General features: G+C 33.5%; 22 protein-coding genes. 19 read left to right on the top strand and 3 right to left on the bottom strand.

Going from position 1 to position 22,332, the window contains the following annotated elements; genetic code table 11:
• Positions 1-111: 111 nt before the first annotated feature.
• The 16 genes from murJ (at position 112) to CIB29_RS10460 (ending at position 17,054) form a co-directional block, all read left to right on the top strand.
• Complete coding sequence (gene murJ / locus CIB29_RS10530; protein ID WP_094549496.1) at positions 112-1,662, top strand: murein biosynthesis integral membrane protein MurJ; 1,551 nt, start codon at positions 112-114, stop codon at positions 1,660-1,662.
• 67 nt (positions 1,663-1,729) lie between these two features.
• The gene (locus tag CIB29_RS10525) at positions 1,730-3,133 is read left to right on the top strand and encodes an O-antigen ligase family protein (RefSeq protein WP_198543835.1); all 1,404 of its coding nucleotides are present in this window, start codon (positions 1,730-1,732) and stop codon (positions 3,131-3,133) included.
• On the top strand, positions 3,126-4,298 hold the full coding sequence (locus tag CIB29_RS10520) for a glycosyltransferase family 4 protein (protein WP_094549493.1): 1,173 nt from the start codon (positions 3,126-3,128) through the stop codon (positions 4,296-4,298). Before CIB29_RS10525 ends, CIB29_RS10520 begins: the two co-directional genes overlap by 8 nt.
• Positions 4,288-5,157 (top strand): glycosyltransferase family 2 protein, encoded by an 870-nt coding sequence (locus CIB29_RS10515; RefSeq protein WP_094549491.1) that lies wholly within the window; start codon positions 4,288-4,290, stop codon positions 5,155-5,157. The genes CIB29_RS10520 and CIB29_RS10515 overlap by 11 nt, the downstream gene beginning before the upstream one ends.
• 3 nt (positions 5,158-5,160) lie before the next feature.
• Positions 5,161-5,355, top strand: a complete 195-nt coding sequence (locus tag CIB29_RS18895; protein ID WP_198543834.1) for a hypothetical protein — start codon at positions 5,161-5,163, stop codon at positions 5,353-5,355.
• Positions 5,325-5,681, top strand: coding sequence for a class I SAM-dependent methyltransferase (locus CIB29_RS10510; protein ID WP_094549489.1), 357 nt, complete (start codon positions 5,325-5,327; stop codon positions 5,679-5,681). Before CIB29_RS18895 ends, CIB29_RS10510 begins: the two co-directional genes overlap by 31 nt.
• A 160-nt stretch (positions 5,682-5,841) precedes the next feature.
• Positions 5,842-7,032, top strand: a complete 1,191-nt coding sequence (locus CIB29_RS10505; RefSeq protein ID WP_094549487.1) for a glycosyltransferase — start codon at positions 5,842-5,844, stop codon at positions 7,030-7,032.
• A 50-nt stretch (positions 7,033-7,082) separates the two neighbouring features.
• Positions 7,083-8,282, top strand: coding sequence for a glycosyltransferase (locus tag CIB29_RS10500; protein ID WP_242965161.1), 1,200 nt, complete (start codon positions 7,083-7,085; stop codon positions 8,280-8,282).
• Complete coding sequence (locus tag CIB29_RS10495) at positions 8,283-9,239, top strand: radical SAM protein (protein ID WP_094549483.1); 957 nt, start codon at positions 8,283-8,285, stop codon at positions 9,237-9,239. It abuts the gene before it with no gap.
• A 1-nt stretch (position 9,240) separates the two neighbouring features.
• Positions 9,241-10,353 (top strand): glycosyltransferase family 4 protein, encoded by a 1,113-nt coding sequence (locus tag CIB29_RS10490; protein ID WP_094549481.1) that lies wholly within the window; start codon positions 9,241-9,243, stop codon positions 10,351-10,353.
• Between the two features lie 130 nt (positions 10,354-10,483).
• Entirely contained in the window at positions 10,484-11,902 is a 1,419-nt protein-coding gene (locus CIB29_RS10485; RefSeq protein ID WP_094549479.1) for a sugar transferase, read from the top strand.
• A 239-nt stretch (positions 11,903-12,141) separates the two neighbouring features.
• Positions 12,142-13,215: a mannose-1-phosphate guanylyltransferase gene (locus tag CIB29_RS10480; protein ID WP_094549477.1), complete on the top strand. Its 1,074-nt coding sequence runs from the start codon at positions 12,142-12,144 to the stop codon at positions 13,213-13,215.
• Positions 13,216-13,279: 64 nt separating this feature from the next.
• Entirely contained in the window at positions 13,280-14,599 is a 1,320-nt protein-coding gene (locus CIB29_RS10475; protein ID WP_094549475.1) for a UDP-glucose dehydrogenase family protein, read from the top strand.
• Positions 14,600-14,618: 19 nt separating this feature from the next.
• Positions 14,619-15,269, top strand: coding sequence for a sugar phosphate nucleotidyltransferase (locus tag CIB29_RS10470; RefSeq protein ID WP_094549473.1), 651 nt, complete (start codon positions 14,619-14,621; stop codon positions 15,267-15,269).
• A gap of 252 nt (positions 15,270-15,521) precedes the next feature.
• Positions 15,522-16,103: a Uma2 family endonuclease gene (locus tag CIB29_RS10465; RefSeq protein ID WP_094549471.1), complete on the top strand. Its 582-nt coding sequence runs from the start codon at positions 15,522-15,524 to the stop codon at positions 16,101-16,103.
• Between the two features lie 36 nt (positions 16,104-16,139).
• The gene (locus CIB29_RS10460; RefSeq protein WP_094549469.1) at positions 16,140-17,054 is read left to right on the top strand and encodes an SDR family oxidoreductase; all 915 of its coding nucleotides are present in this window, start codon (positions 16,140-16,142) and stop codon (positions 17,052-17,054) included.
• Between the two features lie 64 nt (positions 17,055-17,118).
• Here CIB29_RS10460 and galU read toward each other — a convergent pair whose 3' ends face one another.
• Positions 17,119-17,982, bottom strand: a complete 864-nt coding sequence (galU, locus tag CIB29_RS10455; RefSeq protein WP_094549467.1) for a UTP--glucose-1-phosphate uridylyltransferase GalU — start codon at positions 17,980-17,982, stop codon at positions 17,119-17,121.
• Between the two features lie 224 nt (positions 17,983-18,206).
• Here galU and CIB29_RS10450 point away from each other — a divergent pair, with 224 nt between their 5' ends.
• Positions 18,207-18,506, top strand: a complete 300-nt coding sequence (locus tag CIB29_RS10450; RefSeq protein WP_094549466.1) for a hypothetical protein — start codon at positions 18,207-18,209, stop codon at positions 18,504-18,506.
• 55 nt (positions 18,507-18,561) lie between these two features.
• Here the strand turns inward: CIB29_RS10450 and CIB29_RS10445 are convergent, their stop codons facing one another.
• Positions 18,562-19,281, bottom strand: a complete 720-nt coding sequence (locus tag CIB29_RS10445; RefSeq protein WP_242965159.1) for a tRNA 2-thiocytidine biosynthesis TtcA family protein — start codon at positions 19,279-19,281, stop codon at positions 18,562-18,564.
• A 469-nt stretch (positions 19,282-19,750) separates the two neighbouring features.
• Here CIB29_RS10445 and rplM point away from each other — a divergent pair, with 469 nt between their 5' ends.
• Together rplM and rpsI are read left to right on the top strand one after the other, a co-directional pair.
• On the top strand, positions 19,751-20,185 hold the full coding sequence (rplM, locus tag CIB29_RS10440) for a 50S ribosomal protein L13 (RefSeq protein ID WP_094549464.1): 435 nt from the start codon (positions 19,751-19,753) through the stop codon (positions 20,183-20,185).
• A 25-nt stretch (positions 20,186-20,210) separates the two neighbouring features.
• On the top strand, positions 20,211-20,603 hold the full coding sequence (gene rpsI / locus CIB29_RS10435) for a 30S ribosomal protein S9 (RefSeq protein WP_094549462.1): 393 nt from the start codon (positions 20,211-20,213) through the stop codon (positions 20,601-20,603).
• 174 nt (positions 20,604-20,777) lie between these two features.
• On the opposite strand, the gene glgA is transcribed toward rpsI, so the two are convergent.
• A complete protein-coding gene (gene glgA / locus CIB29_RS10430) occupies positions 20,778-22,226 on the bottom strand; it encodes a glycogen synthase GlgA (RefSeq protein ID WP_094549460.1) in 1,449 nt (482 codons plus the stop codon).
• Between the last annotated feature and the right edge of the window lie 106 nt (positions 22,227-22,332).

Here is a 22,332-nt window from a genome sequence, read left to right as displayed (position 1 = left end):
ATAGATATAGACATATATTAACTAAGTTGAACATATAGGCGCAAAATACACTTTTACTTTAAATATTAATAGTATATTTTGTTGTACTGAATAATTCTAGGAGGAATTTTTTTGACTTTAAAAAAAATATCAATATCTGTATTTGTACTGTCTATGTTCACAGTTCTAAATAGAGCTTTAAATTTTGTAGTACAAAGTATAAGAGCGGAGCAGTATGGTACATCTAAAGCTAATGATTATTATTTAATAGCTCTTTTAATTCCAACAATAATTACTTCAAGTATTTTATCTATCAGAAATGTATTGATACCATATTTTACAAAATATGAAAATGTACAACAACAAAAAGCCATAAGCTCATTGATATTTGTATTTTTAATAGTGTCAGCAGTAATAAGTCTAATATGTATATTTTTTAGCAATTTTATTGTTAATATTATAATGATTAATAGTATAGACGGGGATAAATATCTTGTAGCTAATATGCTTAGAATACTATCAATTATCATAGTTTTTATAACTTTGTCAAATATTATCCAAATATACTATATAGCCCAGACAAAACATTTTTTATATTCTATGGCTGCATTTATAAATAGCTTAACAATATTGATAGGAATGTTTTTATTTAGTGGACGTTATGGTATTAATGCGTTAATTTATTCAACTATTGCAGGGGCAATAATTCAATTTATAATCTTATTTATAAGTTTATTATTCAGTGGATTAAGAATTAGTAATTTTTTTAATATAGAATATTTTAAATTGTTAAGTAATGGTTTTTCAGTAACAATATTTGCTTCACTAGTTGGAAACTTAAACTTGGTTGTTGACAAATTCTTTGGAATATCTTTGGCTGAAGGGAGTGTTTCTATAATTGATTATGCCTTTAGAATATTGTATTTGCCAAAATCTTTTATTATTGAACCTATTTTAACAGCTATATTTCCTATAATGTCAAGTATGATTCATGAAAAGAATAATCAAGAAAATATACATTTAAGTAAGTTTTTGAATATTATTATATGGTTAGTATTGCCTATTTGCATAGTAATTTTTATATTTAGTAAAGAAATAGTTGCTATACTGTATATGAGAGGTTCTTTTAATATAGATGATACAATAAAAACTTCAAAAGTATTGATGATTTATGTACCTACTTTGTTGTTGTCATGTATTAATTCAATAATGCTTCAAATGTTTTTTTCTAAAGGCATCAATAAAATTATTTTACATCTTGAGTTAATAATGTTGATTGGAAATATAATTGGTAATTATATTTTTGTTAAAATTTTTGGAATTTTCGGGTTAGCGGTTGCAACTGTTCTTTCAACATTATTAGGAACAATTTATCTTATCAAAAAATACTTTAAATGTTTTAGTAAATCATCATTTAATATTTTAAATATTGAAAAAATTATCTGGTCATCAGTAATTTTTTTAATTTTAATCTTAATAGCAAAACTATATATTTTTAATAACATTGATTTAACATCTTATTATCTTAAAGCAATAGTTCTTTTTTTAACTACTGGATTATGCTGGTTAGCATTTTTTATTATTAATGTTTGTAAAAAAGAGATGTGTTCATTAATAATTTATGGATATGCAAACAAATTTATTAGTAATATAATGTCAAATTATTCAACAAAAAGTAAATAATATAAATTTGAAATGGGTTATCCACTAATGAAAGGTGACAAGGAGTTTCATGTTTAATCATTTTAGTTTGTATGTAAAAAAGAATAAAATGCAATTTTCTTTCTTAATTTTTGGATTAATTGCAGTAATATTATCTTTACTAAATATTAAAATTGGAATTGCATTGGTAGTTAGCTTAAGTTTTATTTTCTTGATAACATTAGATATAAGATATATTTTACATGCATTACTTTTTTCTTTTTGTTTTACTATTCCTATTATTAAAACAAATTTTGGTCCAAGTATTTTTATACGTTTAGATGATATTTTTTATTTTATAGTTCTAATATCTTTTTTATTAAAGATGCTTACAAGAAAAATTGTTTTAAGGAAAAATAAGCTTTTCTATCCCATAGTGTTTTATGTATTTGCTATAATTATGTCTTTAGCAAGTGTATTTCAATATAATGATGCTACAGCAATAAAATATGCTATTTATCATGTTTTTAAAATTAGTCAATATTTTTCCATATTTATATTCGTGCAGACTTTTATAGAAGATAAAGATATTAAAAATTATTTAAAAATTGTATGGATTTCAGGTTTATTTACTTCAATAATAGGCTTATTACAAAAATATTCAATATTAGCTGCCTATACTTACGAATATGCTAAAATAGGCAAAAATATTACCGGAGATCAGTATACAAGCGGTATTACAGGATATTTATCTTTTCACTATGCTTATCTAGGTATATATATGATGATAGTAATTTTTGTTACTTTAGCACTTTTTGAAAGTAGCAAAAACTTTTTAGTAAAAATATGTTATTTATCTAGCATTATATTATTTATAGTAATAATCATTTATTCGTATTCTATGGCAGCCATTGGAGTATTTATAATTTCGTTATTCTTATTTATTATGTCTAATAAAAAATATAGAAAATATATTATATTTCTTCTTCCAATTACTATTATATATATATATATATTGTTACAGAATAGCAACTTATTTTTATACATTAATAAGATTTTTTCAAGAGATATAAGTAGTACTACTTTAGGAAGTAGATTCATTATTTGGTATAAATTTTTTCAGTACTATCCTGATAGTTTATTACAATTATTTTTTGGAGTAGGTTTTATGGGTTTTAGATACTTTTTATATCCTACAACCGGTGGCTGGGGAGCACATAATAATTTCTTAACAGTACTTGGTGAAACAGGCATTATAGGATTGATATCCTTTATAATTTTGCTTATCAAAATATATATGTATATTTTGAAGAATTATAAAAAAAGTACAATTCCATTACTAAAAAAATATAATTATTGTCTAATATTTGCCTATACAGGAATACTAATTACTTTAATAACCCAGGAAACGTTTTCTGTAGTTTCTTCATTTGCAAGCTTCTTAGGTTTTTTCATGTTTTTGCTTGGTTTATCTAGAGGGGATACTGTGTTAGATATTGAAGGGAATGAATGAAAAGATGCAAGCTGAATTATCAAATGGAGCAAAAATATTGTATTTAATAAATTCTTTAGGCTTAGGGGGAGCAGAGAATTTATTAGTGACTACATTAAAACACTTAGATAGAAAAAGATTTCAAGTAGATGTCTGCTGTCTTAGGCGGAGTGAACCTCTCAAACAAGAAATAGAAAACATGAACATAAAAATTTATGATTTTAAAGCGCCACCTTTTAAAATTAGTGATATCAAAATAATGGTATATTGTATTAAGAAATTAAGAAAACTTGTTAAAGAAGAAAAATATGATATTGTTCATACACACTTATACGAGTCGAGTATTATTGCACGCTTTGCAACTTTTGGCTTGAAGACTCGGATTGTAACCACAATTCATAGTACTGACCCCTGGCTAGAGAGTACAGCCTTAAAAGATAAGATTAAAAAGTATATAGAGTATTTTTCCTTAAAAGTAAAACCTACGGTTAATATTGCAATTTCTAAGGCAGTTAAACATTATTATCTAAAAAATTTTGAGTTTCTTAAAAAAGATATAAGACTTGTATATAACTTTATTGATTATGATAAATTTAAATATGCCCACAAAGCTAAGTTAAATATTGATAGCGCTAAGAAAGTCGTTTTAACAATTGCAAGATTTTATGAAGAAAAAGGACATATTTATTTAATTAAAGCCTTCTATAAGCTTATTACAGAATACAAAGTAGATGACTATATCTTGTTACTAGTAGGTGGTGGCCCACTATTAGAACAGGTGAGGGATTTATGTAGTGAATTATGCATATCAGAAAAAGTAGTTTTTCTTGAAGAAAGAAAAGATATACCTAATATATTACATTATTCAGATGTATTTGTACTGCCCTCATTGTATGAAGGTTTCGGGATAGCAATTGTTGAAGCAATGGCTGCAAATAAACCTGTTATTGCGACTACTGTAGGTGGAGTACCTGAAATAATAGAAGATGGAGTTAATGGGTTATTAGTACCACCAGGGAATGTAGAAGCACTTACACAATCAATGTTAAAGTTGATAAGAAATCAGCAGTTAAAGCAAAAGCTTATAGAAAATGCAGCAATTAAAGTAAAAGATATGTTTAGTGCTGAAATAAATGTAAAAAAAATAGAAAAAATTTATATGGGAGTGCTCAAAAATGAATATTAATGATCCTCTAGTTAGTGTGATTATTCTAACATGGAATAGAAAAGAAGATACTTTAGAATGTATAGATTCAATTTACAAACAGTCCTATAAAAACATTGAAATAATAGTTGTAGATAATGCTTCTACAGATGGAACCCCACAAGCAATAAAAAAGACTTATCCAGAAGTAAAATTAATACACTTACCTCATAACTTAGGATGTCCAGAGGGAAGAAATGTAGGTATAGTAAATTCCTCAGGGGAGATTTTATTTTTTCTGGATAATGATGCAATTATTGAGCCACACAGTTTAAACAAGATAGTTACTAGAATTACTGCGGAAGAGAAGCTTGGAATAGTACAGGCGAAAATTATAGAAGATCCTAGCAAATTTTATGTAGATATATCTGATAAAGAGAGATACACTCATTTGTTTTCTGGAGGGGCAAGTGCTTTTAAAAAAGAAGTATTTGATAAAGTTGGCCTATATCCAAACGATTTTTTTGGACAAGCAGAGGAGAGTGATCTTGCTTTACGTGCGCTAGAGTATGGTTATAACATTTTATATTTTCCACAAGCAATTATCTTTCATAAAGCGTCACATGAACAGAGAAATAGAAAAAAAATTATAAAGAGACAGTTTTTTAATGATATTAGGGTAGCATGGAAATACTATCCTATCCATATTGCTCTTTTACAAACAATTGGAAAAACAATCATATATATATATGATTCGCTAAAAAATAATAATTTATTTTTTGTTTTTGACTGCGTTATATTAATAAATGTTATCGTACAATCTTTACGTAAAAGAACACCAGTTTCAAAGAAAACTCTTCTCAAAAGGAAGCAGCTAAAGTCAAATATTAGAGATAGATAATAAATGATAAAGGTGGCAAACATGATGAGTTTGGAGACTACTTGCTCAAAAATATATGAAAATGAAAGTTTAGGAAAAGTTGATCTGTGTATAAGAAAGTGGTCTACTAATAGATATGAAGGTATTTTGTTTTGTGCAGGAAATGGAAATAGTGTATTAGATATTGGATGCGGAATGGGACAGTCCTTTATAATCTAAGGCATAGGTATAAAAAGCTTTATGGAATTGAACTTGCAAGTTCCAGGGTAGAGCATGCAAAACAAGCACTTAAAGCATATAAACATTTAATATTAAATCGCAATATTCAAGAGTATATCGAAGAGTTAAATGACAATTTTTTAGACTGTGTCTTGATATCAGATACAATTGAACATATACCAGATATATTTAGGGCGATGATTGAAATCAATAGGATTTTAAAACCAGGAGGTAGAATAGTCATTAACACACCTAATGTAGCCTATATAAAAAATAGGATTAAACTGCTTTTAGACATATTTCCTACTACTTCTTTTCTGTGTTAAAAAAACTATTGCGAAAGTATAATTTTTATAATAGTTAAAGGTTTGGTTTCGGGCGGTTTGGAAGACTTCATAATCTGTATCCAAGCTTGCTGAGCAGTTCATGTCAAATGGTAGCATATAAAAAAATTAATATTAGTGTTATTTTGAAAAAGGAGTTGCTATGAGAATACTTGATTCACACGAATTTATTGAATTATATAGAGGACATAAAGACCTAATATTAGGTTATCTTTTAAGTAAAAAGTATAATGATGAGTATATATTTCTTTGTCCTAAGATTAATAGCTATGCTGATGAAAAGCTGTTTAATCAAAAATACTTTCAGATTAATAATGTAGAAAAGATATTAGGATATATACCAGAAAACCTTAAGTTTGTTTTTTATAGTTCGATTCGATTATATAAAAAAATAATTTATTTCAAAAAGGTAGAGTCTACGAATTTTTTTCAAATTCCTATAGGATATATTTCTAAAGTTAAAAAGATAAAACCGGATATTATTTTCGAATCAAATTACACAACACTAACTCCTAGAAGTTATTTAAACTTTATAGCCAGTAAGTTATTTAATATTCCTGTTGTATGGATAGATTGTGCTGATGGTGGAAGAATGATGGCTTTTAGGTGGATAGAAAAAATTGTAGCAAACAATGTATCAAAAATTATAACTTATAGTAATGGAGGCAAAGAAAGACTAATTAACAAATATAATCTTGATCCTAATAAAATTATAGTAAAGCCAAAGCCTATTGATTTAGATAAATTTGTATTTACTGAAAGAAGTACAAATAAAAAAATATTTAATATTGGGTATGTTGGTAGATTAGCAGAAAATAAAGGATTTGATACATTCATAGACATAGCTTGCCGATATATTAAAAATAAGCAGTTAGGCTTTACGGCGATAGGAGAGTTTACTAGTGAATTTGAGAGAGAAAAGTTGATACCGCGTATTCCTCAGAATTTAAAATTGATGGGTCATATAAGCAATAAAGATATGCCACTTCAATATAGTAAAATTGATTTGATAGTAATTCCTAATATGACTAATCCGCCTGCTTTTACTACTGTACTTGCGGAAAGCATTGCATCTGGAATTCCTTGTATTATAGGCATTAAAGGATATGAACAGTATATACCTGTAAGTGAGCAGGATGCGTGTTTTATTGTTAATCCTAAAAATGTCGGAGAAATTAGTAAATTAATTGACGTGCTAATTGACATGCCTTTACAGGATTACAATGAATTAAAGAAGAAGGCAAGAAAGTTTGCAGAGAAAGAGCTATCTTGGGTTACTCAGTTACCTTTTTATCGGAAAGTTTTTGCAGAAGCTATAGCTATGCATAGATAATATATATTTTTATTTATTGTTAGAAAAAGGTGAATACTATGAAGATTTTGATGGTAAATAAGTTTCTTTATCCTAATGGAGGAAGTGAAACTTATATGTTTCAATTGTCTGACTATTTAATGAAGCAGGGAAATGAAGTTGAATTTTTTGGAATGTTTGATGAAAGAAATATTGTAGATACAGATCCTGAATTATTAGTAAATAATATGAACTTTCATAAGAGGTCTATAAAACACTTAGTTTATCCTTTTAAGATTATTTATTCACGAGAGGCAAGAATAAAAGTAAAGCAGGTAATTGAAAGATTTAAACCTGATGTAGTTCATTTAAACAATTACAATTTTCAAATAACTCCTTCAATAATTTATGAATTTAGAAAATATGGTATTCCTGTAGTCCAGACAATTCATGACCCTGCTATCGTGTGCCCTGCGCATTCACTATATAACTTCCAGACTGGTGAGATTTGTGAAAAATGTAAAGGTAGGAAGTATATAAATTGTATTAAAACAAAATGCATACATGGATCAATAGTAAGAAGTATACTTGGTGCATTTGAAGGATTTTTATATTATAAGCTAAAAACCTATGACTATGTTAATACGTTTATTTGTCCAAGTCAGTTTATTGCTGATAAAATAATAGAATTTGGCATAGACAGAGACAAGATTAAAGTATTGCATAATTTTATAGGAAAGATACCTGGAAATAAACAAGTAAATAAAAAAGACCATGTGCTTTATTTTGGTAGACTATCTCGCGAAAAAGGGATTAATACACTCTTGAAAACAATAGATAAATTAAAAAATATTAAATTTATTGTTGCTGGTGGAGGACCATTAGAAGTTGAACTTACAAAGCACCCTAACCTTGAATATGTAGGATTTAAGTGTGGAGAGGAATTGACAAAACTTATTCAAGATAGTTTATTTACAGTATATCCATCAGAATGGTATGAGAATTGTCCAATGTCTGTACTGGAGTCGCAAGCCTTAGGTATTCCTGTTATAGGTGCAAAAATAGGAGGTATTCCTGAACTTATAGAGGATGGTGTTGATGGATTATTATTTCAACCTGGGAATGATTTAGACTTGCTTGAAAAAATTAAATATTTATATAATAATAGAGATATTTTGAATCAATTTTCATTTAAGTGTAGAGAGAAAGTAAGACGATTTTCTATAGACCTATATTATGATAAGATTATGAACATATACAATGAAGCAATTCATAGAAAAGAGGGCAGGTAAATGGAAGCTTTAATAGCTGTTACTTATAAATGTAATGCAAAGTGTTATATGTGTAATACATGGCAATTTCCAAGTAAAAGTGAAGAGGAAATAACTGCACAAGACATAGAAAAAATACCTTCAAGTTTAAAATTTGCAAATATTACAGGAGGAGAGCCTTTTCTAAGAAAAGATATAGAGGACGTAATTGCTATTGTTTTGAAGAAAACAAAAAGACTTGTTGTTAGTACAAATGGATATTTTACAGAAAGGATAGTTGATGTAGCAAAAAAGTATCCGAATATAGGAGTTAGAGTTAGCATTGAGGGATTACCTAGTTCAAATGATGATTTAAGAGGAATAAAAGATGGATTTGATCATGGATTAAGAACACTTCTTAAACTTCATGAATTGGGTTTAAAAGATATTGGATTTGGAATAACGGTATCGGATAGAAATGCAAAGGATTTAAATGAACTCTATACATTAGCAGAAATGATGGGGCTGGAATTTGCAACTGCTACAGTTCATAATTCATATTATTTTCATAAATTTGATAACAAAATTGAAGATAAGGAAATGGTAATTCAAGAATTTAGAAAATTGGAGCAGAGGATGTTAAGGAGCAAAAATCCTAAAGAGTGGTTTAGGGCGTACTTTAATGAAGGATTAGTAAATTACATTAGAGGAAATAACAGATTCCTCCCATGTGAGATGGGAACTGATGTGTTTTTTATGGATCCATTTGGTAATATTAAACCATGCAATGGTATGGATATGTCAATGGGCAATATTAAAGAAAAAACATTTGATGAAATCTGGAATGGTGAAGAAGCTAAAGAAGTCCGAGAAGCTGTTAAAAACTGTACTAAAAACTGTTGGATGGTTGGTAGTGCAGCTCCTGCCATGAAAAAATCTATTTTGCTTCCAATAAGGTGGATTTTAAGAAATAAATGGCGAAAGGAGATCTGTGATTAGTATGAAGATAGCAATGATTGGACAAAAAGGTGTTTCTTCTAGAGCTGGTGGAATAGAGATTCATGTAGAAGAGATAGGAAAACGTTTGGCAGGTATGGGGCATGAAGTTTATATTTATACGAGACCGCATTATACTGATGTGAGTTTAAAAGAATACAAAGGTATGAAATTGATACCGCTACCTACTATAAATAGTAAACATCTGGACGCAATAACTCATACTTTTATATCCTCAGTACATAGCTTGTTTAAAGAGTTTGATATTATTCATTATCATGCTATTGGTCCCTCTACTATGAGCTTTATTCCTAGAATATTTGCTCGCAAGGTTGTGTGTACTATTCACGGATTGGATTGGAAAAGAGAGAAGTGGGGAAAGTTTGCTAAAATGTATTTGAAGTTGGGAGAAATAGCAGCTTGTAAGATACCGCATGAAACTATAGTTGTATCTAATACTTTGAAAAAATATCTTTATGATAAGTATAAGAGAGACAGTCAATTTATACCTAACGGTGTAAATACGCCACTAAAAAAAGAACCTGAAATAATAAAAAATAAATACGGATTACAAAAAGATGGATATATTCTTTTTTTGGCAAGGTTAGTTCCAGAAAAAGGTGTACATTACCTGCTACAAGCTTATAATAAAATATTAACTAATAAGAAATTAGTCATTGCAGGGGGCAGCAGTCATTCAAGCGACTATGAGCAAAAGTTAAAAAGTTTGGCAGGTAATAATAAAAATATTATTTTTACAGGTCATGTTCAAGGACAAGAATTAAGTGAATTATTTACAAATGCATATGTATATGTTTTGCCCTCTGAAATAGAGGGGCTACCAATAAGTTTATTAGAAGCTCTGAGTTATGGACAATGTTCTATTGTAAGCAATATTGATGAAAACCTAGAGGTAATAGAGGATAAAGGCTTTACATTCGAGAACAAGAACTATGTAAACTTATCTCAGATTTTATCTTTTTTGGTTAATAATCCTGATGAAGTTTATAAAAAAAGAAAATTAGTAGAGGAATATGTTTTGACAAAATATAATTGGGACTCCATTAGTAAGCAGACTGAACAACTATACATGAAAATCTTAAAAGAGGTTTTCTAAATATTTATAAATATAAATAATTTAAACTCTCAACTAATTTTTACGTAAATTTGTTGTAAAAACCGTAAAAATATATATAAAAATAACTATATATAAAAAGGGGCTAAAATGTAAAAGTGGAGGATAACTGATGGATAGGGGGACATTAAGTTTTATTAAAAGAATTACAATTCTTATAGATATCATACTTACAGGTATGTCATTTTTTCTAGCATATTATCTAAGGAATCATTGGTTTGCTAAAAACTATAGCAGAATAGGAACATTGAATCAATACCTGTGGGTTCTTTGGGTGATGCTATCTCTCTGGCCAATTTGTCTTTATATTTTTGGTAATTATGAGTTAAAAAATAAAGAATCTTTTTTCTCTATTTTTTTAAAATTATTTTCTTCTATAGCACTTGCGGTAATTACAATTGCAGCAATTTTCTATTTTATGAAAGACAATAGCTTCAGTAGACTATTTTATGGGATTTTTGCGGTAGTGAATTTTATTCTTTTAGCTATTGAACGACTAGGTATCAAAATTGTTTTCCATTATGCCAATAAGACAAAAAGAAATCATAAAAGAATATTGATTGTAGGAACTGATTTGCTTGCACATCAGTTTACTCGGTATGTTGAAGATAATTCAAATCTATTAATTGACATTATTGGGTATGTAAAAGTAAATGATAAGGATGAATATAACAAAGAATTAAATGTACTTGGAAATATTAATAATATCATATCTATTATAAGAAAGTATGTAATAGATGAAGTTGTATTAGCAATACCAAAAGATTCATTTAACAAGATAGAACCTTATGTACTTGAATGTGAAGCAATGGGAATTACAATGAATATGATTGTAGACTTATTTGATTTTAAAATAGCAAAAACTAAAATTGGTACGATTGGAGAGTTGCCTGTAGTTACTTTCCATACAGTTTCATTAGATGAATGGCAGTTGTTTTTAAAAAGGCTCTTGGATATTGCCGGAGGGCTTGTGGGAATTATAATTACGGCTATTGTGTTCATTTTTGTAGCGCCTGCCATACTTATTGAATCTCCTGGTCCCATTTTCTTTTCACAAAAAAGAGTTGGGAAGAATGGAAGGATTTTCAAATGTTATAAATTCCGCTCAATGTATATGGATGCCGAAGAAAGAAAAAAGGAACTCATGGCTAAGAATGAGATGAATGGAGCAATTTTTAAAATTAAAGATGATCCACGAATTACTAAAGTCGGTAAATTTATACGTGCTACCAGTATAGATGAACTTCCGCAGTTTTGGAATGTATTAAAAGGTGATATGAGTCTTGTGGGGACAAGACCTCCTACATTGGACGAGGTTGAGAGATATAAACATTATCACTGGAGAAGACTCAGTATAAAACCTGGTATTACAGGAATGTGGCAGGTAAGCGGTAGAAATGCAATTAATGATTTTGAAGAAATCGTAAAACTGGATACAGCATATATAGACAATTGGTCGATATGGTTGGATATAAAATTAATTTTTAAAACTGTAGGTGTTGTTTTATTAAGAAAAGGCGGAGCATATTGAATGAGTATCATAAAAAACTGACACATTAAGCTATTTGGCAATCCTTTTTGCACTACAAATGCAGAAAGGATTAATATTTACTTGTTAAAACCAACAACAGTTTGGCACATGGTAGATTTACAATAGATGGAATGTATGATAAAATGGATATAGATGCCCATAATAAGGGAAATCATGAAGATGGATGCTGTTGCATTGGATATCCTTGATATTAGTAATATAATGGAAGGGGGTATACTGTGAATCGATATGCTGTTATCATGGCCGGAGGAGGCGGTACCCGTTTCTGGCCTTTAAGCCGTCAGACTACACCTAAGCAGGTACTTAACATCAGTGGAAATGATGTAATGATTAATGAAACGATTAAAAGATATGATGGAATTATACCCTTTGAACATTCATTTATTGTAACAAATCAAGTACAGGAGAAATTGATAAAAGATGTGCTCTTGGAATATGTACCGCATGATAACATACTGGTAGAACCGGCCGCAAGAAATACGGCTCCGTGTATTATATATGCTGCGCTGGTTCTGATGAAGAAATATGGAGATGGAGTAATGTGTGTGTTTCCGTCTGACCACTATATTACTGATGGGCAAGGTTTTACCAATATATTGGAAAAAGCTGCGGTTTTGGCTGAGCAAACGGATAAATTAATAACAATTGGAATTAAACCGACATTTCCTTCTACAGGATATGGATACATTAATTTCAACAAATACAAGCCTTATGGCGAAGACGTATTTGAAGTATTGGAATTTGTAGAAAAGCCTAACTTTGATAAGGCAAAGCAGTATATAGCTTCAGGGAATTATCTATGGAACAGTGGTATGTTTGTATGGAAAGTATCGGTTATTATTGAAAACTTTAAACGGTTTCTGCCCAGAATTTATGACCGTATCCGGGAATTTACAGAGTTTATTGGCACGGATAAGGAAAAAGAAGTCCTGGAACAGATTTACCCCACGCTTCAGAACATCTCCATCGATTTCGGAATCATGGAGCGCTCCAATGAAGTGCTGGTAATCCCGGGAGACTTTGGCTGGAATGATGTGGGCAGTTGGGATGCCCTTGGGGCTATCTTTCCGCCTGATGAGAACGGCAACATCGTAAGAGCGGATTACGTCGGGGTGGATACAAAGAACTGCATTGTGTACGGCAGTGGGAGGTTGATTGCCACTGTCGGACTGGAAAATATGATTATAGTTAATACGGATGATGCACTGCTTGTTTGTCCTAAGGATAAAGCACAGGATGTCAAAAAAATTGTGGACAGATTGAAGGAAGAAAAAAGAACAGAATATCTATAATTTGAGTTAGAGAAAAGGTAAAGAATCATGAGAATATGAATCTATCACTCACAGGAGGGCAGCTATGAGGATTAGTGTATTTGGTACAGGTTATGTAGGTCTTGTGTCCGGCGTGTGTTTTGCTGATTTTGGGTCCAATGTTATCTGTGTAGATGTTAATAAAGAAAAAATTGATTTGCTTAATAGCGGAGGGATTCCTATTTATGAACCGGGATTGGAGACTTTTTTGGAGCGTAACAGGCAAAACAACAGGATTGAGTTTACAACGGACAAGCAGTATGCGGTAGAAAATTCAGAAGTTATTTTTATTGCCGTTGGGACGCCGCCGGCAGCAAACGGAGAAGCAGATTTGTCTTATGTATATCAAGTAGCTGCTGATATCGGGAAGTACATGAATGAATACAAGGTAGTGGTAGATAAAAGTACGGTACCCATCGGAACTGGGCAGCAGGTAAAAAGGATTATTCGTGAACAGTTGGAATCAAGAGGCGTAAATTATGAGTTTGATGTGGTATCCAACCCTGAATTTTTAAGGGAGGGTAAAGCGCTTCAGGATTTTACCCATCCTGACCGGGTGGTACTGGGAGTGGAAAGTGAAAAAGCGGCAGAAATTATGAAAAAGGTATACAGGCCCCTTTACCTTAATGAGACCCCGTTTATTGTGACAAATATTGAAACGGCCGAGATGATCAAGTATGCTTGCAATGCATTTTTGGCAACAAAGATTACTTTTATCAATGAAATTGCAAATCTCTGTGAAAAGGTAGGCGCCAATGTACAGCAGGTGGCAAAGGCGATGGGAAGGGATGGACGCATCAGCCCCAAGTTTTTACATGCCGGCCCGGGTTATGGGGGAAGCTGCTTTCCCAAGGATACAAGGGCATTGGTAGAGATAGGCAGGAAATATGGATGCAGGATGTCACTGGTTGAGACAACCGTTGAGGCAAATGAAAGACAAAAGCATCTCATGGTGGATAAAATCAAAAACCAGGTGGGAGATTTAAAAGGTAAAACGATAGGGGTTCTGGGGCTGACATTCAAGCCGGAGACCGATGATATGCGGGAAGCTCCGTCTATTGCCATTATAAATGATTTGGTTGCTGAAGGAGCCAGAATAAGGGCTTATGACCCGGAAGGCATGAAGGAAGCGAGAAAAGTTTTTGCCGATATAGAGGAGAATATCCGGTATTGTAAACACGCATATGATGTGGCAGAAGGCTCTGATGCACTGGTAATTGTAACTGAATGGCATGAATTTAGAAATATGGATTTGGTGTTATTGAAAAAGCTGCTTAATAAGCCTTTATTTTTTGATCTAAGAAATATTTATATCAAACATGAAGTAGAAGCCATGGGCTTCAAATATTTTGGTGTTGGAGTTTAGTAATTGATTTAAAGGCGGTATTTTTGGAATTAAACCGACATTTCCTTCTACAGGATATGGATACATTAATTTCAACAAATACAAGCCTTATGGCGAAGACGTATTTGAAGTATTGGAATTTGTAGAAAAGCCTAACTTTGATAAGGCAAAGCAGTATATAGCTTCAGGGAATTATCTATGGAACAGTGGTATGTTTGTATGGAAAGTATCGGTTATTATTGAAAACTTTAAACGGTTTCTGCCCAGAATTTATGACCGCATCCGGGAATTTACAGAGTTTATTGGCACGGATAAGGAAAAAGAAGTCCTGGAACAGATTTACCCCACGCTTCAGAACATCTCCATCGATTTCGGAATCATGGAGCGCTCCAATGAAGTGCTGGTAATCCCGGGAGACTTTGGCTGGAATGATGTGGGCAGTTGGGATGCCCTTGGGGCTATCTTTCCGCCTGATGAGAACGGCAACATCGTAAGAGCGGATTACGTCGGGGTGGATACAAAGAACTGCATTGTGTACGGCAGTGGGAGGTTGATTGCCACTGTCGGACTGGAAAATATGATTATAGTTAATACGGATGATGCACTGCTTGTTTGTCCTAAGGATAAAGCACAGGATGTCAAAAAAATTGTGGACAGATTGAAGGAAGAAAAAAGAACAGAATATCTATAATTTTAACATGCGCATTAAGATATTTGGCAATCCTTTTTGCACTACAGATGCAGAAAGGATTAATATTTATCCATTGACACGAACAAGTGTTTGATATATGGTGGATTTACAACAGATGGAAGATGTGATAGAATGGAAAGGAAAAAATCATGAAAATGGACGCTATTGCACTGGACATCCTGGCATTAGATATCCTTGATATTAATGATATATCAGAACTTAGAAAATATTTATACTAAAGGAGTGAAGCAAATGCCACTGCCATCAAAAAACGAATATAACAATTACACTTACGGAGATTATTTGGCCTGGCCGGAAGATGAAAGATGGGAAATTATTGATGGCATACCATACATGCAGGCAACTCCTTCAAGAATTCATCAGGAAATATCAGGAGAACTGTTTTCACAAATTTATAACTATTTAAAAGCAAAACCTTGCAGAGTTTACCATGCGCCTTTTTGTGTACGATTACCAAAAGGCGATGAGAAAGATGAAAAAGATATAAAAACAGTGGTAGAGCCTGATATCGTTATCGTGTGTGACCAGTCTAAACTTGATGATAAAGGGTGTAAAGGAACACCGGACATGATTATTGAAATTTTATCCCCCTCTTCAGTTAAGAAAGACAGGCTTGAGAAGTTTAATAAATATGAAAAAGCAGGTGTAAAGGAATACTGGATTGTCGAGCCGGAAGGAAAGCTTGTCAGTGTCTTTATTCTTGAAAATAATAAAAGATATGGAAGACCTGAAATTTATTCAGAAGAGGATAAAGTGAAAGTAAGTCTGTTTGAAGATTTAGTAATTGATTTAAAGCCGGTATTTAATGATTAGATTAAAATATATAAAATAATTGGAAGGAAGTCTGAGATGAAGATTATGGTTACAGGGGGAGCCGGGTTTATTGGCTCCCATATTGTTGATAAGTTAATTGAAGGTGGACATGAGGTAGTGGTGGTGGATAATCTGTCTACTGGTAATATTGAAAATATAAACGGACGTGCTGCCTTTTATAATATAGACATTAGAGATCAGGAACTTTACCGTATATTTGAATTGCAAAAGCCGGGAATTGTTATTCACCATGCAGCACAGATAGATGTGCAGATGTCCATCAGACAGCCGGCCTTTGATGGAGATGTGAATATTTTGGGAACTGTTAACATTCTTGAACAATGTGTAAAATACGGTATAAAAAAGATTATCTATGCGTCATCCGCTGCGGTATATGGTGTCCCGAACTATTTGCCGGTGGATGAGAATCATGCTGTCGATCCCATCTCCTATTACGGTATTTCAAAGCATACGCCGGAACACTACATAAAAGCATATAGCTTATTACATGGGCTTAAGTATACGATTCTCCGGTATGCGAATGTATACGGTCCTAGACAAGATCCCAAGGGTGAGGGAGGGGTTGTGTCTATCTTTACCAATAGAATGCTGAACGGGGAAAGGCCTATGATTTTCGGGGATGGTGAGCAGACCAGGGATTACATCTATGTTGGGGATATTGCTGAGGCGAATGTTAAGGCGTTACAGCTTGGGAATAATGAGATTATGAATATTAGCACCAATACGAAGACAACTGTAAATGAACTATTTTCCTTGATGAGCAGTATTATAGGATTTGCCGGAAAACCTGTTTACTGTGAAGAAAGAAAAGGGGATATCAAACACAGCACCCTCGACAACAGCAAGGCAAGGCAGCTTTTAGGATGGGAGCCGAAAGTAATGTTGGCTGAGGGATTGCGGAAAACGATTAATAGCGTCCGTAATTATTAAGAAAGGTAAAGATAAAGACACAGATTGGAAGTTAAAAATCTCTATCTCTATCTTTATCTTTATCTCAATCTATAATTCTTTTAAGGTATGCCCTGAACTCATCCTTCAAATCATCCCGCTTTAAGGCAAATTCCACCGTCGCCTCCAGGAATCCCATCCTGTTGCCTACGTCATACCGTCTGCCGATAAAGTCATAGGCATACATGGCTTCCATGTGGGACAGGTCTTTGAGGGCATCGGTTAATTGGATTTCACCGCCGGCACCGGGGTTGGTGTTTTCCAGGCACTCAAAGATTTTTGGGGTAATGATATATCTGCCCAGTATAGCGATATTGGAAGGGGCTTCTTCTCTTTTGGGTTTTTCAACCAGGTCTTTAACCTTGTATACTCTATCTTCCACATGCTTGCAGTTGACAATTCCGTATTTTGATACATCTTCATCGGGGACGGTTTGCACCCCAAGGATGCTTGTTTTATACTCATTGAATACATCAATCATCTGTTTCAAACAGGGAACTTCCGCATCCACTACATCATCGCCCAATAGTACTGCAAAAGGTTCATTGCCTACGAAGGATTTTGCGCAATATATGGCATGTCCCAATCCGCGGGGTTCCTTTTGTCTGATATAATGGATGTTCGCCATGTTGGATATGTTCTGGACCAGCTGCAGCAGGTCTTCCTTACCGCTTTTTTGCAACTCGGATTCCAATTCATAGGATTTATCAAAATGGTCTTCGATTGCCCTTTTGCTTCTTCCGGTAACAATAATGATATCTTCTATTCCTGAAGCACAAGCTTCTTCAACAATGTATTGTATAGTAGGCTTGTCTACGATAGGGAGCATTTCCTTAGGCTGCGCCTTGGTAGCAGGCAGAAATCTGGTACCCAGTCCTGCAGCCGGAATAATTGCTTTTCTGACTTTCATGAGCTGATAACCTCCTGTATTTTTATTTTCCCACTCATAATCCATAAATTCAAAGTTAATTTTATCAAAAAAAAAAGTATAAGTAAATAATTAAAATTCTTTAAATAAATTAAATGAACTTACTTATGCATTACAGTTTACAAATTTTAAACCGTATGATAAGATACAGTCAGAAAATATTCCGGTAAAAAATAAATTGGGTACATATGAAAGGAGCGGATGATATGGATATTGAAATTAGAAATATGTTTGAGCGGTTATTTGACTCGATGGAAAAATTTGAGTTAAATGTAAAAGAAGAGATCAACGGTATAAAAGAAGAAATCAAAGAGATAAAAGAAGATATGAAAGAAATGAAAGAAGAAATTAAAGAGATGAAAGAGGAAATTAAAGAGATAAAAGAAGAAATCAAAGAGATAAAAGAAGAACAGGTTAGAATGAATAATAAGATAGACATTTTAGGGCAGATGTACGGTGCCCATGAAATAGCTATTCAAACCTTAAGAGCGAAAAAGATTATCTGAGCTGGGAGAACAGGCTGACAGGGAGGGGATATTTTTGTTGGGGAATGCCCCCCTGTCAGTCTCTTTCTAATTTCCATCCATCAATTTCAGACCTCTGTATTGCTCCGAACAACCTGTCTTTTAATCCTTTATTTTCCCTATTCAAAGCCTTTAATAAATCCTTTATATACTGCCTCTTGGTATTACCGTTAGCCGGGCATGGATTGAATGCTACAGGCAGTTCCATCCTTCTGGAAAAACCTTTGATTTCCTTTTCCGGTACATAAATCATGGGACGGATAAGGTATATACCTTTCCTATCCAGATAAGTTACCGGAGAGAAGCAATTAATCCTGCCTTCAAAAAACAAACTTAAGAAGAAAGTTTCAATCACATCATCATGGTGATGTCCCAATGCAACTTTCTTACAGCCAAGCTCAAGCGCAACATCATGCAAGGCTCCCCTTCGCATTTTCGCACATAATGAGCAGGGATTGGTTTCTTTTCGTATATCAAAGATAACCTCTGCAATATTTGTAGGCTTTACGGTATAGGTTATCCCCAGTTCCTCACACATTTTCCGGACACCGGACAGGTCAAAGTTGTCAAAACCCATGGAAAGAGTAATAGCTTCCAGTTCAAACTTCTTAGGATAGAACCTCTGCAGAGCCTTTAATGCCCTAAGCAGGGTCAGGCTATCCTTCCCACCGGATACGCCTACAGCGATTCTATCGCCGTCCTCAATCATGTCATAATCCTCAACAGCCTTGCGTACTAAGCTGAGAATACGCTTCATAAGATCTTCCTTTCATAAATTTAGTTCACAGTTCACAATTCACAGTTCATAGTTCACAGTAATTATACACTATTCCGATGACTTTAATCAATGTTTTAAACACGTCGAATTTTTAGAAATATTTAGAAATAATTACGGTATTGTTCGTCTGAATCATGATGGCAAGCAATCTGCAAACAGCGAACCGTGAACCGTGAACAAATTGAAAAAATGAAATGACGCCGTACCTAGAAGAAGAAAAAAGGACATTTTACCCTTAAAATGAAAGGATAATGATGATAAATTAAAAAAATGAAAAAAAGTCCTTGACATGGTGAGGCTTATATATTAAAATATGATACGTGTCAATGCTAGCCTTAAGCAAGTCGAATTGGTAACATATAACTCACAATTGACAGTTTCAAGGTTATGGACAGGAGTACACTGATATTAGTGTATATACGTTTATGAATAAATAGGAGGGAATCAGATGAGTACTTACATGGCTAAAGCCAATGAAATCAACAGAAAATGGTACATCATAGACGCCGAAGGCAAACCTCTTGGTAGAGTAGCTTCACAGGTAGCTAGAATTCTTAGAGGAAAGCACAGACCAACATATACACCACATGTTGATACAGGCGATCACGTAATTGTAATTAACGCGGACAAAGTGGTATTGACCGGTAAAAAACTGGATCAAAAGCTGTACAGACGTCATACCTTACACCCAGGCGGATTAAAGGAAATAAAGTACAGAGATTTACTGGCAACTAAACCTGAAAGAGCAATGATGCTGGCAGTTAAAGGAATGCTTCCCCATAACTCTCTTGGTAGAAAAGCTCTAAAAAAATTGAGGGTGTACAAAGGTACGGAGCACAACCATCAAGCTCAAAAACCTGAAGTATGGACTCAGGAAATATAATAGGAGAGAGGGAGGAGGACTATCAATGGCAAAAGTTCAATACTATGGAACAGGAAGAAGAAAAAAATCAGTAGCTAGAGTTAGATTGGTACCCGGTGATGGCAACATTACAATCAATGATAGACCAATAGATGATTACTTTGGATTGGAAACTTTAAAGGTTATTGTTAGACAACCTTTAACACTTACCAAGACTCTTGATAAATTTGACGTCATTGCAAAGGTTATCGGTGGAGGCTTCACCGGACAGGCAGGAGCTATCAGACACGGTGTTGCAAGGGCATTATTAAAGGCTGATGAAGAGTTCAAGCCTGTTCTCAAAAAAGCAGGTTTCCTGACAAGAGACCCAAGAATGAAAGAAAGAAAGAAATACGGACTCAAAGGTGCAAGAAGAGCACCACAATTCTCAAAACGTTAAGATTGAGATTAAGATTAAGAAACGAAGGTCGCACATTATGTGTGTTTCCTTCGTTTTTGTTCTTGCCTGGGAAATTATACAATTAGAACGCAGAAGAAATGAGACTTGGGGACATTCCGTGAAGTACGAGCGGTGTGTCCCCATGTATCATTTTTGACCAATCATGCAAAATACTTAGTGCATTTTATCTAGTGCTTTATGATATAACTCAATATATTCACTCGCCGATTTATCCCAACTAAAATTCTGCCGCATTCCTCTTTTAATGAGTTTACTCCATACATCCTTGTTATAATAAAAATGTATCGCCCGCCTGATGGTGTATAACATATCATGGGCATTGTAATTGGTGAAGCTAAAGCCATTCCCTTCTCCGGTGACCTCATTATAGGACTGGATGGTATCATTTAATCCACCGGTCTCTCTTACGATTGGAATTGTGCCGTAACGCAGGCTGAATAACTGGCTTAGTCCGCACGGCTCAAAGAGGGACGGCATGAGGAACATATCACTTCCGGCATAGATTCTCTGGGCCAGGGTGCCGTCGTACAGGATGTTGGCGGATACTTTGGTAGGATAATTGGCAGCAGCACAGCGGAACATATTTTCATATTGGTATTCACCGGTACCCAGCACTACAAGCTGGACATCCTCTCTAAGAATTTCATCCAATACACAGGCAATAAGGTCAAAGCCTTTTTGTGCAACCAGCCTGGAGATAATTCCGATAATGGGAATATCGTCTCTGACCGGCAGCCCAAGGCTTTCCTGCAGCCTCCGCTTATTTTCATACTTTCCTTCCAGATGCTCTACATCGTAATTAACAAACAGCCTTTTGTCTGTAGCTGGATTGTTAACTTCGACATCAATTCCGTTTACAATACCGTATAAATCATTGGAACGCTTTCGAATGATCCCTTGAAGGTTCTCACCAAAAAAGTCGTACTTAATCTCTTCTGCATAAGTTTTGCTTACTGTGTTGATAATGTCTGAGTAGGCTAGTCCTGCTTTTAAGCAGTTAACGTGGTCGTAGAATTCTATGCCGTCAGGGGTGAAGTATTCCCATCCGATTCCCATCAGGTCAGTTAGCACTTCCTTTGGGAATATACCCTGGTATTTCAGGTTATGTATTGTAAATACCGTCTTTACATCCTTATAAAAATCATGACGTTTATAATGAGCATTTAGAAGCAGGCTTACTACTCCGGTTTGCCAATCGTTGCAGTGAATAATATCCGGTTTAAAATCAATGCGGGGGAGCATTTCAATCAATGCTTTAGAGAAAAAGATAAACTGTTCTGCTTCATCGTGATAACCGTAGAGGCCGTCTCGATAGAAGTAATATTCATTATCAATAAAGTACACTGTAACCCCGTCATATTCGGTTTTTAACAGTCCACAGTATTGATGCCTCCAGCCTACATCTACATAAATATATCCGATATATTCCATTTGTTGGACAAATTTTTGGGGGATTCCCTTATATTTAGGCATAACCACCCTGATGTCTGCACCCAGCTTTTTAAGTGCTTTAGGCAGAGAACCTGCTACATCAGCCAATCCTCCCGTTTTAGCAAAAGGTTCTACTTCAGAAGATGCAAAAAGAACTTTTAAGTTATCCATCATAAACCTCCCATTATTACTCTTCATTATCTATATCCTACAATATTATGGAAAAAATTTCAACTCATACTATTCCTCCAGCTTCTCATAAAACTCTTTCATTAAC

The sequence above is a fragment of the Petroclostridium xylanilyticum genome (assembly GCF_002252565.1).
Classification (GTDB): domain Bacteria; phylum Bacillota; class Clostridia; order SK-Y3; family SK-Y3; genus Petroclostridium; species Petroclostridium xylanilyticum.
Note: the sequence above shows the minus strand (reverse complement) of the source record. Positions and strands in the feature narration are given on the sequence as shown.